Raw genomic sequence first — 13,206 nt, 5'->3', positions numbered from 1 at the left:
TGTCTAACGTTTTAAATGAGCAATCAAAAAGCTATCCCAAGATTTTTGATTTGTCTCCTTTGATTTGTTAGAGTAATTTAGAACGTACATGATCATATGTAGCAATTATATTTAATTTATCAAAGAATGTATCAGTATATGCTACTGCAGATTTTACAGCCCACGCAGCACAATGTGCTCCAAGCAATTTATTTGGAAAGTATGCGGTACCTGTACCTTTGTAAAACTTGTTTTCGTCAAACTTATTATGAAGTTTTTTTTCAAACTTATGAGCATTTTTGAAACTGTAGTTATCTGAACTTGAACTCATGATATTTTTAGGTTCATAATGAATCAACGCATTTCTCAATTCTACAAGTAATGTAACGTCTTGATATGGGCTTGTCCCAGTGTTGAATTTTTCTAAATTTAAGAGATCTAGTAAGATTTCATACTTTTCTATGATTGAATATTTTGCTGTTCTTGGTATTCCTCTCATCCACATCCTTCCAAGTAAGGCTACCTGTTCTTGCCTAAGTTTTGAGAACGAGTTTTCAGCGCAATCAGAAAAAATTTCATTTATTGTTGCTTCTAAAAAGGCTATAGATTGTAAAATAGATGAAACGACGTAACCTCTGTATTCATATTGTAACGGTACATCTTGAAAAAACTCCCTTGCTCATTGTTCATCTCTATATTAAGGGATTTTTTTGCAAAAAGCGATGCTGTTGCAATATGACTAATCGAAAAATAAGATCTTTCATATATTGTGAAGCTATCAGTAATCATTAAACCCCTTTACTCTAATGGTTGAATATGTTCAATAAATTACCGTTAGATAATTTATTAGTTACTACATTTTATTATATAATTGTTTATAGTGGCAACCATTGACCCCAATTTGATGGAAATAGCTTTTGTTGTAATCTACTTTCAAAATCATTTTTATTTTTATAAAATTGATTTGATACGTTTGCATTTTTGACTAATTCATCAACATAATATAACCATCCATTAAGTTGTTCTAAATGTAAAACTTGATTAATTTCACACCAACCCCTATCAGGAATATCTCTTATACAATTTTTACATCCATATAGGTATTCAAATTCATCATTTTTATTTTTTGTAATAAGTGCCATAGAAAAACTAATATTTTCATCTTGTAGAATATCTTTACTACATATCAAACAATTTAAAGGTTTATAATCTTTTTTTGCAACATTTAAAATATATTGAAATTGATTAGGTAAACCATATTTCTGTAATATAGAACTTGAGATTTTTGGTAGATAATTACTTATTATGTTTCTATCATAGATTAATATATTAATTTTGTCTTTTAACTGGTTCAGCCTATTTTGCAGAGAACTTGAAACAAGAGTAGAATAAAACCCAATAAATCCATTAGCTCCATGTTGATATGTCCTATCTAAAATTGATTGTTCAATATCTGTACCTATAGATTTACCTGAGTTCAAGTAATGCTTGCAGCTAACTATATACTTTATATTATTATATTCTACAATACCATCACTTCCACCATCAGATCCTCTTGAAGGATAATTAATAATTAAAAAGCCATTAGATACTAAAAAATCTATTGCAAAAAATTCCCAATCTTCTGGTGATATGTGTCTAAAAAAATCATCATATACATTCATTTAGTTTCCTTTTACATAACGGTTGACTTGAGAGTTCAGCCGCTAGAGTAACTTATTTCTCTCTAAACTTTTGTTAGGCACTTATGTTTATTTTTTCTTGAATCTCATCTTTATTGTAATTGAAAAACTCTTGCTTAGTAGCAATATAAATTAAATCTTTTCCTTTTCTACCTATTCTTTCACTTTGTATTCTTTCAATTAAATTATTATATTTTTCTTTGTCATAAGCTGAGTCTTCGATTATAATAAGTAATAATGTATTAGGTAATCTATTTGTAAATTGAGAATAAACACTCTTAGCATAAATATTTTTTAGGAAAGATTCCTTTAACCATCCATAGTTAAAGCCTTTTTTAATATATTTAACTTCTATTAAATAGTCTTTGCTAAACATACTATTTCCTTCAAGAAGAATATCTAATTCAATTCCAGCAATTATTTTATTTTGAACAACAGTATAATTATTTTTATAAATATCAAAAAGTTGTTTGTAAACTTTATTTTCAATTTCTATATATCTATTTATAAAAGTGGAAAGATTAGATGATTGATTATCATTTTGTTTAAATTCATTTTCAATAGGATTTTCAATTTCATCTTTTGTGGCGTCACGAAATGACTGTTTTTTAATTTCTAATTCTAATCTATTTTGTTCATCAATTAATAATTGATTTTGATACCATTTTATTAATCCATATAACATTAATAAAATACCAATTAATGCAGTAGTAATTGAGAAAAATGGTATATATTTAATTATAAAAGCTGTTGTATTTTGACGTTCAATTATAACTATCTTTGCTACTTCAGTTATTGTTTCTAAATATTGTTGAGTTCTAAATAGATCAAATGATTCTTTTAAAAAAAGCCATGGAACAATTATGGATAATGTAACCAAGACTACACCTAAAGAAACTATAAATTTATATAAATCACCAAATTCAAATTTCATTGTTTTCCTTATTGCCTAACTATTTATTCAACGAACATTATATACTATGGAGTCTAGCTTTAGTTAAATAAATGACCATGAAAATAGTTTATTTAAGTAATAAACTATTTAGAAATGCAATATTTTACGTATTTTGTAGCAAGAAGCACTTCACTGAAGTATTAAAAGGCAATCGTTTCATGAAATTACGCTATTTTTCTCAAAATCTCTTGATTTTTTCAACCAAAGTAGTAGAATGCTTTTTATCTTTCAAAAACAAACTTCCAAAAAACTTCTTAACTTCATTTATCTAAATCAAATGAAGAGCTCTATTCAAACCGAATAGTCTCAAAAAGGAGTTTTTACATGTCACCAATCCAACTCACTGTTTTAGCTGGAGTTCTCATACTCATTACGGCTATGAATCTCAAAATAGCAATATGGTATATCGATCGAAAGCAAGCGAAACGTGCGCTTCAGGACTATTCCAATCAAGAACAAAGTGAAGATATAGCGCAAGTGCATGTCCCTTTCACGCTGGCTGAGATTAAATGCGTTGATAGCATTGCAAACAATATAAATCAGTACCTTGATGCCTTAAAATCAAAGGAAATGGAAAAAATTGCTATTATGAAGGATGATAAGCTTGTAGCAGTGATGATACCAATTGAGCGATACGAAAAACTTCTTGAGTATGTATCACCAGTGCAAGATACTACAGAAGAAAAGATAAAGCTATGAAAATTGATGGTCCAACTATCGCATTAATACTAAGTATTTTAGGTCTGATGGCGACATTATTTCTTACAAAACTAGGGAACGATGTGAGAAAAAATCGTATTAAAAATCAACGATTATCCTATAAAGAAAAAATTAGCCTAGCAGTTAAAAAACGTTGGCAAGCAGAAACGGAAGGATAAAGCTATGGAGATTAGAGGAGAAAAAAAATGACGTTAGAAAACATTTTAATGATTTTACTGGTATTCGCAGGCTTCTTGGCATTGGGTAAGCTGCTCCATGAAAGGAAAAACAAATCCTCATGAGCATTGCTAAATATACCTATGGTATTTTTCTCCTGGTTGCAGCGTTGCTTGTCAGCGTGATCGACATTTCATGGAAAGGTACAGTGTTGTGCTGGTTTTTAGTCATGATCGGGATTCTGTCATGCTTTATTGGAAAATATTCAAAGAGTTTTTGGCTTAAAAATTGGCTCAATCGTTATTTTTGAGCTTGTTGGCTTTTGATTAACAAAGGATTACGAAAGCATTTAATCTATTCTTCTATACTTTCAGTACCAAGACACTACCTCCTTTTTGTGAATAACCTACCAATTTTTAAGATGAACGCTCGGATTGCCCGGTTCGAGCGTTTCTTTCTTTCTTCAGTTTTAAAATCACCAAAACGAACGCCATTTAATACCTGACTAATTCTGCATGTAAATACTTTGGATCTATCTTATACATAAACGAAAAACTATACACGTGCAGATAGCCCTTTTGTATTTCCATTAAAGCTATTTCAAAAAGAGATTAGCTCCTTTGTATGTTAAGCGAAGTGAAAGTTAAATTATAAGGGTTAAATTATTAGGTATATCTCTTTCTGCACGGCGCTTGCTAATTACCAATTTTTTATAATTTCATTATCGAGCATAAGAACTCCACTATTATTTTTTGTACCAGATAAAATAACAGAATATGATCGTATGCTTGAAATATTGTCATTAACTTTTTTATAAATTGGAGCATTAGGAGGTAAATTATTAAATTTATCAGGGTTGTTTTTTGCTTCAATGATTTTTGCTTGTAGAATAGTTTTTAACTCATCTTTATCTTGCTGTGAAAAAGTTATCCAAGTCTGTTTCAACACAACAAAAGACATTGCAGTATTTGAGGTCATTCCACCCCATACAATAAATGCACAATTATTATTTTTTAGGCATTGATTGATTTTTTCATTTGCAAGCGATGGTAGAAAAAAAACGCTTATTATTAAACAATATTTGAGGATTTGTTTTATCATTATTTGTAGTACCAATCCTAATTTATTCTAAGAATATTCTATCGAAACTTTTTAAAGTAAACAATTCAACAAAATAGCCCATTTTGTGGAATATGACATGATCCATTGATTCGTGGGCCTCTAAATTAATCCATCAAACATTGTCTTCTTGTGTTAAAATTCAACATTTGTATAAAATGTTGAAAAGCATATTTTTAGAGATTTAGTTATTTTAAATTTTCTTTATTATTAAAAAGCTAATCAAGAAGGGATTTTATGATTGATGCAGAGATAAGAAAAAAGATTCGACAAGGTACAGCTGTTAGTCAGTTAGAAGATGTTCTTACCTCTAATATATTTGGATTAATGCGTATGATCCCTCATCATCTTATAAAAATTCTTGCTAATGCAAAGCATATTAGAGAAAATGAAAAATTAACTCAAATAAGCGAATTGTCAATCACTTCCAATAGTTTTGAATTATGGAAAATATTTCAAAATAAAAATGAAAAAACAGACAAAAACAGAGATGAACCCGATGTCTATTTTGAGCTCGACAATGGTAAAAAAATTATCGTTGAAGTCAAATATCTAAGTGGCGAAAGTGATGAGAATCAACTCATAGATTATGCCGAACATTGTGATTATCTCATCTATTTAACTTTTTTTCATGAGCATCATAAAAGAGCCAAAGAGAAGTACTTGTATCATGAGAAAATATATTTACTTACATGGAGAGAATTTTATAGTTTACTGCGAGATATCCCAAAATCAAACTCAGTGATTGAATCAGCACTCATTTCACATCTATTACACTATCTTGAATATAAATTTGGTTCTATTTGGGATGGGTGGAGCAAGAATCTTGGAAAAATAAATTATCCATATGGAGGATTTTATAGTGGAAAATGAAATAAACACAGCTAATATTGTTACTATGCTCAAAGAAGCAGCAAATTTTTCTCGTGATGCCAAGCATATCTTTGAAGACCTTTGTTTAGAGTTTGAGAGTAAAAATCTTTTAAAATACGATGACTCCATTCGTGAAAATTTCTTTTTTGATAAAAATAAAGGTGCATTAGATTATGAATTTTATGTTGCATCAAACAATAATACCATTATTGGATTTAGACTAATAGTCGCTGCTGAGGAGATAGATGGGTGCGGGCGTTATCAAGATATAACGGAAAAACTGGACATTGATAAAAACATTCCGCTTCTTCTTGTGTATGGATGTTTTATGCCTGTTGTAAGTATCAGTCAAAGTTTAGATAATACTGTATCTATGATGAGCGCTTGTATTGGGTTAACTTCGGATGAAGATGAAGAGTATGATTGGACTAATTTTGATATTCAAAAAATTGAGAAAAATATTGAAATTTTAGTCGAATCCAAAGAGTGGACCAAAGAAATTGAAGAAAAAAGAGATTACCCAGCATGGGAAAATTATTTTATCAAAGCGAAGATAAGATACAAGCCAATTTTGGAAATTCAAAATCATGAAGATATTAAAATATTGGCAGATAAAATTAAAGCAATGACATTTGAAACAATATGAGGGAAAGCCTAGGCGTCAGTATAACAACTAGGTGGAAGATATAACACTTTTAACATTAGTAACTTCATTTGCTTTGAACTAAATAATGTCATATTAGAGCAATTCTAAAACGAATAGTATTAAATCTATTTGTTTTGGAGCAAACTATGACACACGAACTTATTGAAGCAGAAATTATTGAGACGTTGCCTATCAAAAGAGGCAAACAAGAGATTGTACCTATTCAGCAAGAGGATGCTGAAGATGACATCAAATACCTCTCCGTTGCAGAGTTAAACACTTTGCTATCCATCAGTGATTCATCCTACCGCTTAGCATGGCTTGTATGTTATGAAACAGCAAGCCGTATCTCTGAAGCACTCAAGCTTACGTTTGGTGATCTCAATTTAGAGACCAATCGATTGAAAGTTATCAACCTCAAGCAGCGCAAGAAAAACAGCTTTCGCCTCATTAAAATCAGCGATAGGCTGAAGTCTTTGATATTACAAGAGCAACTCTCACGTAATGCCAACAAAGATAACTTTATCCTCAAAAATCGTGATAGAACAACCTACAACTATGCGTTTATCAGATATGCCACTCAAGCAAATATCGAAAGAGAGCGAGCGCATCCACATACCTTACGTCACTCTCGTGCCATTCACCTTTTGGACTCAGGCGCTAATATCGTTTTGGTTAGCAATGCCCTTGGTCATAAGAGTATTAAGAGCACTTTGATCTATTTGAAATATTCTAATCAAGAGTTGGATAAGGCGCTGGAGAATGCAAATGCAAAGTTATATTAAAATTCTTTACTTTATAGACGATATTCGGCTATAATTTCACTGAGGAGTTTGCCATGCATGAAACACAAGTACTGAATCTTTTAGATATCCCTCGTAGTACATTCAAAGAGTGGAGCAATCCTTCACATAAGAAGCATAAGCTCTATTTACTTTTGAAACATATCGATGCAAAGTTTGCAGAGTCCAATATTACCCAAAAAGCACCTAAACGAATTATGGTTATTCTTAACCGTAATATCAAACAAGAAGAGCATTTCAATGACAATGAAATTTTTAAACTCTTCTCTAAAAAAAGCTATGCCAAATTAACAGCACGTGAGAGAGTTGCATTTGCAAAAATTGTTCGTGAATGTGAAGAGCGCGATCTCAATGAGCTTTTCAATGAAGATGTCGTTTCCCGAGAAGCTTTTCTTCATTTATTAGGCGCTTCTCCATTAGCACCAAGTAAAATACAGCTTTAGTTGCCCTTCAATTTAATTAAAACTTGTCATCAAAATCGATTGTTTCCTCTGAAATATTATAAATATCAATTCGGGTATTAATTTCAATTTTATTCACTAACCAACCACGCAAAGAACAGTGTCTGATAAATTCTTCAATTCTATTTATGCCATGTATTTCTTTTAGGCTTACAATTAAGCCAAAATTTATTCCTTCACCATATTTTTCATCAAGACGCTCTTTTGTTTTTAAACTAACGCCCCATAATCCTTTAGTATCATAAGCTTTTTTGTCACGAACTCCTTTTGTAGAGACTTCACGGATATGTTTAATATTATCCCATTTCCTAAAATTTTTTCTTGCTTCTTCTTCTGATGTAAAATGATCAGCAGCATCAATTTGGTAATTATTGTTGATCGTTTTTATTTTTGTACCATTGATTCGTCCAAGTGAAATATCAAGTTCAGTATTTGTGTAATCGACTCCTTGGGTTCTAGAACAATAAGGAAAATAGCATAGTGTTGCTTTGGCTATAAAAGGATGTTGTTCTTTATTTATTGGTACAGGAATATTGTAATTGTAAGTATTGTATTTTTCTGAAACACCTGACAAAATAAATTGTATTTCATCATCTGGTGATTGAACAATATCTTCAATTCTCTTTGGAACGATGCCATGGCCAATTAATGTAGAACTTATTTTTTGCTTTTCCCAGCCTGTTGATGCATGTATTATTAGAGCTTTCGCAACTTCTCGACTTAATCCTAATATATTGATCAGATAACACATTTTTCGCGCAATCCAAGGTGCAGCATAGGATGTCCCACTTACAAGCCCTTCACCAGTAGAAGTACAAACTCGTACTGGAGACTTATCATCGCCACCATAAAAACTAATATCTGGCTTTGTAAAAAAAGATAATACAGGACCACATCTTGAATATTCTGTCGGTTTGTTGTCATTTGATACTGAGTTAACGACAATAGAGTTAATCGAATCAGCGGGAGTGCCTATTCTCATTATTTTAGGATCACTTACTGTTCTATTAGTGCCTGCAATGATAAATATTATATTATTTTCATATTGGATTCTATCAAGGATAGCAGCTTCAGGAGAAATAAAATTTTTATTAACCTCAAGTTTTGATCCTAGTGATAAGTTCCAAACTTTTATATCTTTATTTTTTATAATAATCTCTTCGATATTTTTCATAATAGAAAATGAGCTGAATTGCCTTGCACTTGCAACACCAAAGTGGCGTACTCGAAATCTCCCACAACCGTCATCCAACTTAGGATTCGAATTATGCCCATCTACGATTATTGAAGAAATTGCTGTTCCATGCTTGTAGTCAACTGGTTGCTTCGGTATATCGGCAGACAACATATCATGATACTCAACCCATTCAGCAAAGTAAACATTATTATCAAATAAGGTATCGATCACCCCTATAACTGGTTCATTAGTTGGATTTGGAATAGAAAAAACCTTTTCATTAACAAAATCAAAATCACAGCTGTCTATCAATGATAAATCGCTTACTGCCATTGATATTAAATAAGGAGCTTTCTTTTTGAGTAATTCAAGATCATCGGGTTGCAATAAGATCGTAGTCTCGTCTAATACACTAGTGTATTGTAAATCTATTCCAATTTTTTTTAATAAAGTTATTGCTTCATTATCTGTTTTGAATAAGGTAATAATTGCATTGCCAATAGATTCATCATTTGCGACAAAAGTATCAAATTTTTCAATATAGTACGCATCTACAATTATTTGAGTAAAGTTAGATTTGAGAATTCCATCCGGTTCATATTTACTTTCTTGTGCGTTAATACTTTCATTTTTCTCTTTTGTCATAATACCATCAAAATCGCGGTTGAGTACATTTATACATAAGTCAAGTTGGGATATGGATGTATTTAAAACTTCATGCTGTACATAATGTGTAATAATATGTTTGGAACCATCATCAGTAAATCTAGCACCTACAATGGTTTTATTGGCTTTATTTTTTCCATCTGAAAGCAACCAACTAATGCGATTGCTTTTCGCAGCAACTTTATTATAATATGCACTTACTAATGCTCCGTTGCATATAGTTTCTTTTATCCAAAATTGCTTTAAATTAGTCAAATTTTTCTTTAAACTTTCCAAATGTGAACTGGTAACAATTCCATTTGCCGGAAGAATTGCCTTCCTAAAGCTAGGACTTCTATTTTCTTGCTCAAAAGTCCCTTTTAATTGTAAAAGGCTATTCATTTGACAATCCTCCCTTTAATTCTCTCGATATTTGGCTTTTTGAGATGCCAGTTAATATTTCCAGCTCTCTAACAGTGAACCCTTTATCTTGTATCTCTTTTAAATTATTTTCATTAAGATTTTTTGTTACTGTTTTATACAACCTTTTTAAATAGTTGTACTCACTATTAGGGTCGCTAAAAGCCAACGAAGATTTAATTAGATTTTTCAGTTCTCCGGGATAAGGAATAGGATCTAAAAGTCCAAGTATTTTTTTAAATAACCGCATATTTCTACCTGCAAAGTGAAATTTGTTTAGAAATTCGTTCAATATAATTTCGCCAATCTCGAGTAAATCTTCTTTTGTGTATTGACTAAAATCAATAATAGAATCGAATCTGCGAACAAGTGCCTTATCAAAGGCATTATATAAATTTGTAGTAGCTATCAAGATGACATTATCGTTAAGGTTATCCAAGCCTTTTAACACTGCAGATGTTGCTCTTCCCATTTCTCTTAAATCATTAGAATTAATCCTATCAATGGCAATAGCATCAATTTCATCAAATAGAATAATAGCCTTTTTTGGGTTTCTTAAATTGCGTATTTCATCAAATAGAATTGATATGTTCTTTGATGTCTGTCCAAGCTTACTATCGACAATCGCACTAAATTCAACCATGAAAAGTTCACGTTCAAGTATTCGTGCAATTTGCTTAACACTTTCCGTTTTTCCTGTTCCTGGTGGACCCTCGAACAAGAATTTGTTTACACCTGCATTGTGTCCAACCGCATTGACAATTCCAATAATATTGTCTTTTATTTTTTCGGGAAGAGGTAATGACTCATTGGATATTTCTACTTTTTTAAAAAAAGCTGATTCCTCTTCATTCATTTGTGGTGAAAACGTATTGGCATCAGATAATAGTGCCATGATATACTCTGAAAGCTGGTAATTTCCAATACTATCGAAATAGCGAGCTATTTCATAAGCTTCGGTTCTAAATCCAGCATCATTTTTTTCTGCATAATATTTTATTAAATTTAAAACATTTTTTTTCTTCATAATATTTATCCCTTCTTAGGTCTTTAATTAAATAAATAACCTAGCTTTAAAGCACTCTACTTGTTAATCAAATGTTACGACTTTTAATTTTTACATTCTTCTTCTATTTGATAATAAATTATACCCACATTGGGACAAATAATCAATATTAGGGACAAATATTGATTATTAAAAATGAGAGTTTTATTTTAATAATTCCTATTTATCACACGTATTTTGTAATTTATCTTTGCCTAGCAAAACGATAAGTTATTTAAAGTCGCATATAAACTCTCAAATTCAGATGACTCTTGCTCTAGGAATAAACTCACAATCAGCCCTTCAGTAAAACATCACCGTTTTCATTTTCTCAATCACCGTCACTTTCAAATTCAGGTTTAGTCGAATGGCGGTTTTAGAACGTAAAAAATCACTCTTGAAAAGTAAATCCCCCTCATTTTTTTAAAACACCTCCAAAATAAAACGAATAGTCATATACACCAAAATTACAAGGAGTTTTTATGACTATTTACTTCACCACTTCCTAAACCATCCAAGAACAAAAAGTACCAAACAAGGTTACTAGTTTGGTATGTATACGTAGAACGTAAATGTTTAGAAGGTTACGATCTGCTTTTTAGGTGACTAGTTAGCAGGTATTACGTTAAAGGGTTACAGCGAAAAATACCTATAGAGCACTAGTTTAGAGGTATTAGGTTAAAGGGTTACAACCCAAAAGGAAAAACCATGAAGGACCACGTAGAAGCATTCAAAGAGTTTGAACAAAACGATGAACATCCATTAGAAGAAAGAACAGGTACGCATATGCTCACAATCATTCGTGGAACGATCAAAAAAGAACTCATAAGACGTCTTGAGAACCAAAGTGAGATGTTTCCCTTCAGCAATAAAATGACCTTGCATTATGTGGATTACTACATTATCAAGAAAGGTTTTATTGATGCAGCACAATCCGTTAAAAATTCAATTCTCTCTAATGCAAGATCTATCCATCGAAAAGAGATACGTCGCATCCAAAAGGCACTGCATACCATTGAATCCAATATCATCAATGAATTACCAAGAGAGCTTGAGAAACGACTGATCAAGAAAATAATTCTGTACATCTCATACCAGTGGCTCAAAAAAGAGTTTTACATCTCAAAAGAAGAGATCAGGCGCTTCGTTTATGGCTTTAGTGTCTTCTATTCCGAGCTAAAACCAAAAAGTAACCCAAAATAAAACGAATAGTGTTAACAGAAAGAAATTTCTGAAAAATTAAAGGAGTTACCCATGGACGAACAACAAGAGGAGCAATTATTTGCGGAGATATTCTCGGAAGAAAATATTGCATTGTACCAAGCAACCGAAAGCGTAAAAGATATTGATAAATTTTGCATGAAGCTAGAAAAAGAGTTTCCACAATTTTTCTTCATCGGTGCGCCAAGCGATGACAGTGCGGTGATTAACATGTACGATAAATCCAAGATGAGAATTAAACGAAGAGAGACGTTGCTTGAGCGTGTAATCCTTTCTCAAATTGAGCCTGATTTTATTATTGATTTTGAGCATTAGACACATATGTTGGAGAGATGTGAGATCTCTCCTAATTTTCAAACGAATAGTCATATACGTTAAAAAATAAAAGGAGTTTCCATGTTTTTAAAAGAAGATCATTTTGATTATATATTCATTGGTGTTATTGTCCTCATAGGTGTGATCGCATTACTCATTATTGTCATGAATCGATTCTATACTAAACAAATAGAACATATGGCTGATGAATGTACTTTAAAAGAGTATGAACAACGCTACCCTCATTTGGTACGTCATGGAAAGGTTTATTGTTATCATTGCAATACTTCTAATATATACATGAAACAAATCGCTTTTACATACCATTATTTAATCCATAGCCATATCTGCCGTCATTGTGGTACAGAACTCTATCGTTCTAAAATGCAAGTGAGATAAAAGATGATGACTATAGTAAAGCATAAAGAAGTAATACATTTGGAGGCTATGGCGTGTTATGACACATTGAAAGCAATTTTACTTAGCGATAGAATTATCGCTAAGTGCTTGTCTGCTTTCCTTCATCAAACACCACTGAGTATTGAGCGGTATGTGAGATATTCCAGCTTTAAGAGTCATTCCAAAAACCTGCAGTTTATTGAAGCAGCCAATGAGTTTTTACAGTATCTCAAAAGTATGAAATTAAATGTGATATGTTTACTCTATGTTGGAAATTCAATCACTGATATTCTCTTATTTGAGACGTCTAAAAAGCTATTTGAATTTAGCATTAATGTTATTGCTCCACAAATGGTTATCGCAAGTGATCATGAACAATTTTGGGATTATGTTAAAGCTGATATTACTTTTACAGATTTTATCGTTACCTGTAAAGCCGATAATGTTGAAATGGCTTTATTAGAAGAATATGCTGATGGTAAAGCTATATTTGATAGTGATGATTTGGAAGATATTGTCAATTATGCCAAGTATTGCACATTAAAGAAGAGAAAGTTTCAGATTTAAAACGAATAGTAGATATAAATAAA

16 protein-coding genes are annotated in these 13,206 nt (G+C 31.4%); 10 read left to right on the top strand and 6 right to left on the bottom strand.

The genetic code is table 11. From position 1 onward, the window contains the following. Window positions 1-67: 67 nt before the first annotated feature. The 3 genes from SHALO_RS05175 to SHALO_RS05160 all read right to left on the bottom strand — a co-directional run bounded on the left by SHALO_RS05175 (window position 68) and on the right by SHALO_RS05160 (window position 2,595). Window positions 68-478, bottom strand: coding sequence for a hypothetical protein (locus tag SHALO_RS05175; RefSeq protein WP_084010740.1), 411 nt, complete (start codon window positions 476-478; stop codon window positions 68-70). 376 nt (window positions 479-854) lie between these two features. Next, on the bottom strand, window positions 855-1,643 hold the full coding sequence (locus tag SHALO_RS05165; RefSeq protein ID WP_069477653.1) for a PDDEXK family nuclease: 789 nt from the start codon (window positions 1,641-1,643) through the stop codon (window positions 855-857). A 73-nt stretch (window positions 1,644-1,716) separates the two neighbouring features. Further along, entirely contained in the window at window positions 1,717-2,595 is an 879-nt protein-coding gene (locus tag SHALO_RS05160; RefSeq protein ID WP_069477652.1) for a hypothetical protein, read from the bottom strand. A gap of 345 nt (window positions 2,596-2,940) precedes the next feature. On the opposite strand from SHALO_RS05160, the gene SHALO_RS05155 reads away from it, so the two are divergent. Both SHALO_RS05155 and SHALO_RS05150 read left to right on the top strand, forming a co-directional pair. Beyond that, on the top strand, window positions 2,941-3,315 hold the full coding sequence (locus tag SHALO_RS05155; RefSeq protein ID WP_069477651.1) for a hypothetical protein: 375 nt from the start codon (window positions 2,941-2,943) through the stop codon (window positions 3,313-3,315). Then, window positions 3,312-3,494, top strand: coding sequence for a hypothetical protein (locus SHALO_RS05150; protein ID WP_069477650.1), 183 nt, complete (start codon window positions 3,312-3,314; stop codon window positions 3,492-3,494). Before SHALO_RS05155 ends, SHALO_RS05150 begins: the two co-directional genes overlap by 4 nt. Window positions 3,495-4,191: 697 nt before the next feature. Here the strand turns inward: SHALO_RS05150 and SHALO_RS05140 are convergent. Next, window positions 4,192-4,593, bottom strand: coding sequence for a hypothetical protein (locus SHALO_RS05140; RefSeq protein ID WP_069477648.1), 402 nt, complete (start codon window positions 4,591-4,593; stop codon window positions 4,192-4,194). Between the two features lie 255 nt (window positions 4,594-4,848). Here SHALO_RS05140 and SHALO_RS05135 point away from each other — a divergent pair, with 255 nt between their 5' ends. From SHALO_RS05135 to SHALO_RS05120, 4 genes are all read left to right on the top strand, one after another. Further along, the gene (locus tag SHALO_RS05135) at window positions 4,849-5,484 is read left to right on the top strand and encodes a hypothetical protein (protein WP_069477647.1); all 636 of its coding nucleotides are present in this window, start codon (window positions 4,849-4,851) and stop codon (window positions 5,482-5,484) included. Further along, complete coding sequence (locus tag SHALO_RS05130) at window positions 5,474-6,130, top strand: hypothetical protein (protein ID WP_069477646.1); 657 nt, start codon at window positions 5,474-5,476, stop codon at window positions 6,128-6,130. The genes SHALO_RS05135 and SHALO_RS05130 overlap by 11 nt, the downstream gene beginning before the upstream one ends. A gap of 146 nt (window positions 6,131-6,276) precedes the next feature. Next, on the top strand, window positions 6,277-6,915 hold the full coding sequence (locus tag SHALO_RS05125) for a tyrosine-type recombinase/integrase (RefSeq protein WP_069477645.1): 639 nt from the start codon (window positions 6,277-6,279) through the stop codon (window positions 6,913-6,915). A 53-nt stretch (window positions 6,916-6,968) separates the two neighbouring features. Then, the gene (locus SHALO_RS05120; protein ID WP_069477644.1) at window positions 6,969-7,376 is read left to right on the top strand and encodes a hypothetical protein; all 408 of its coding nucleotides are present in this window, start codon (window positions 6,969-6,971) and stop codon (window positions 7,374-7,376) included. Between the two features lie 16 nt (window positions 7,377-7,392). On the opposite strand, the gene SHALO_RS05115 is transcribed toward SHALO_RS05120, so the two are convergent. Together SHALO_RS05115 and SHALO_RS05110 are read right to left on the bottom strand one after the other, a co-directional pair. Then, window positions 7,393-9,618, bottom strand: a complete 2,226-nt coding sequence (locus SHALO_RS05115) for a S8 family peptidase (RefSeq protein WP_069477643.1) — start codon at window positions 9,616-9,618, stop codon at window positions 7,393-7,395. Continuing rightward, window positions 9,611-10,663, bottom strand: coding sequence for an ATP-binding protein (locus SHALO_RS05110; RefSeq protein ID WP_069477642.1), 1,053 nt, complete (start codon window positions 10,661-10,663; stop codon window positions 9,611-9,613). The genes SHALO_RS05115 and SHALO_RS05110 overlap by 8 nt, the downstream gene beginning before the upstream one ends. 726 nt (window positions 10,664-11,389) lie before the next feature. On the opposite strand from SHALO_RS05110, the gene SHALO_RS05105 reads away from it, so the two are divergent. The 4 genes from SHALO_RS05105 to SHALO_RS05090 all read left to right on the top strand — a co-directional run bounded on the left by SHALO_RS05105 (window position 11,390) and on the right by SHALO_RS05090 (window position 13,183). Next, complete coding sequence (locus tag SHALO_RS05105) at window positions 11,390-11,884, top strand: hypothetical protein (protein WP_069477641.1); 495 nt, start codon at window positions 11,390-11,392, stop codon at window positions 11,882-11,884. Window positions 11,885-11,935: 51 nt separating this feature from the next. Further along, the gene (locus SHALO_RS05100) at window positions 11,936-12,217 is read left to right on the top strand and encodes a hypothetical protein (protein WP_069477640.1); all 282 of its coding nucleotides are present in this window, start codon (window positions 11,936-11,938) and stop codon (window positions 12,215-12,217) included. Between the two features lie 81 nt (window positions 12,218-12,298). After that, entirely contained in the window at window positions 12,299-12,616 is a 318-nt protein-coding gene (locus SHALO_RS05095; protein ID WP_069477639.1) for a hypothetical protein, read from the top strand. A 3-nt stretch (window positions 12,617-12,619) separates the two neighbouring features. Beyond that, on the top strand, window positions 12,620-13,183 hold the full coding sequence (locus tag SHALO_RS05090) for a hypothetical protein (RefSeq protein WP_145923234.1): 564 nt from the start codon (window positions 12,620-12,622) through the stop codon (window positions 13,181-13,183). Window positions 13,184-13,206: the final 23 nt, after the last annotated feature.

It is taken from the genome of Sulfurospirillum halorespirans DSM 13726 (genome assembly GCF_001723605.1).
In the GTDB taxonomy this organism is placed as follows: Bacteria; Campylobacterota; Campylobacteria; order Campylobacterales; family Sulfurospirillaceae; genus Sulfurospirillum; species Sulfurospirillum halorespirans.
This window is presented reverse-complemented; position numbering and strand designations above follow the sequence as displayed.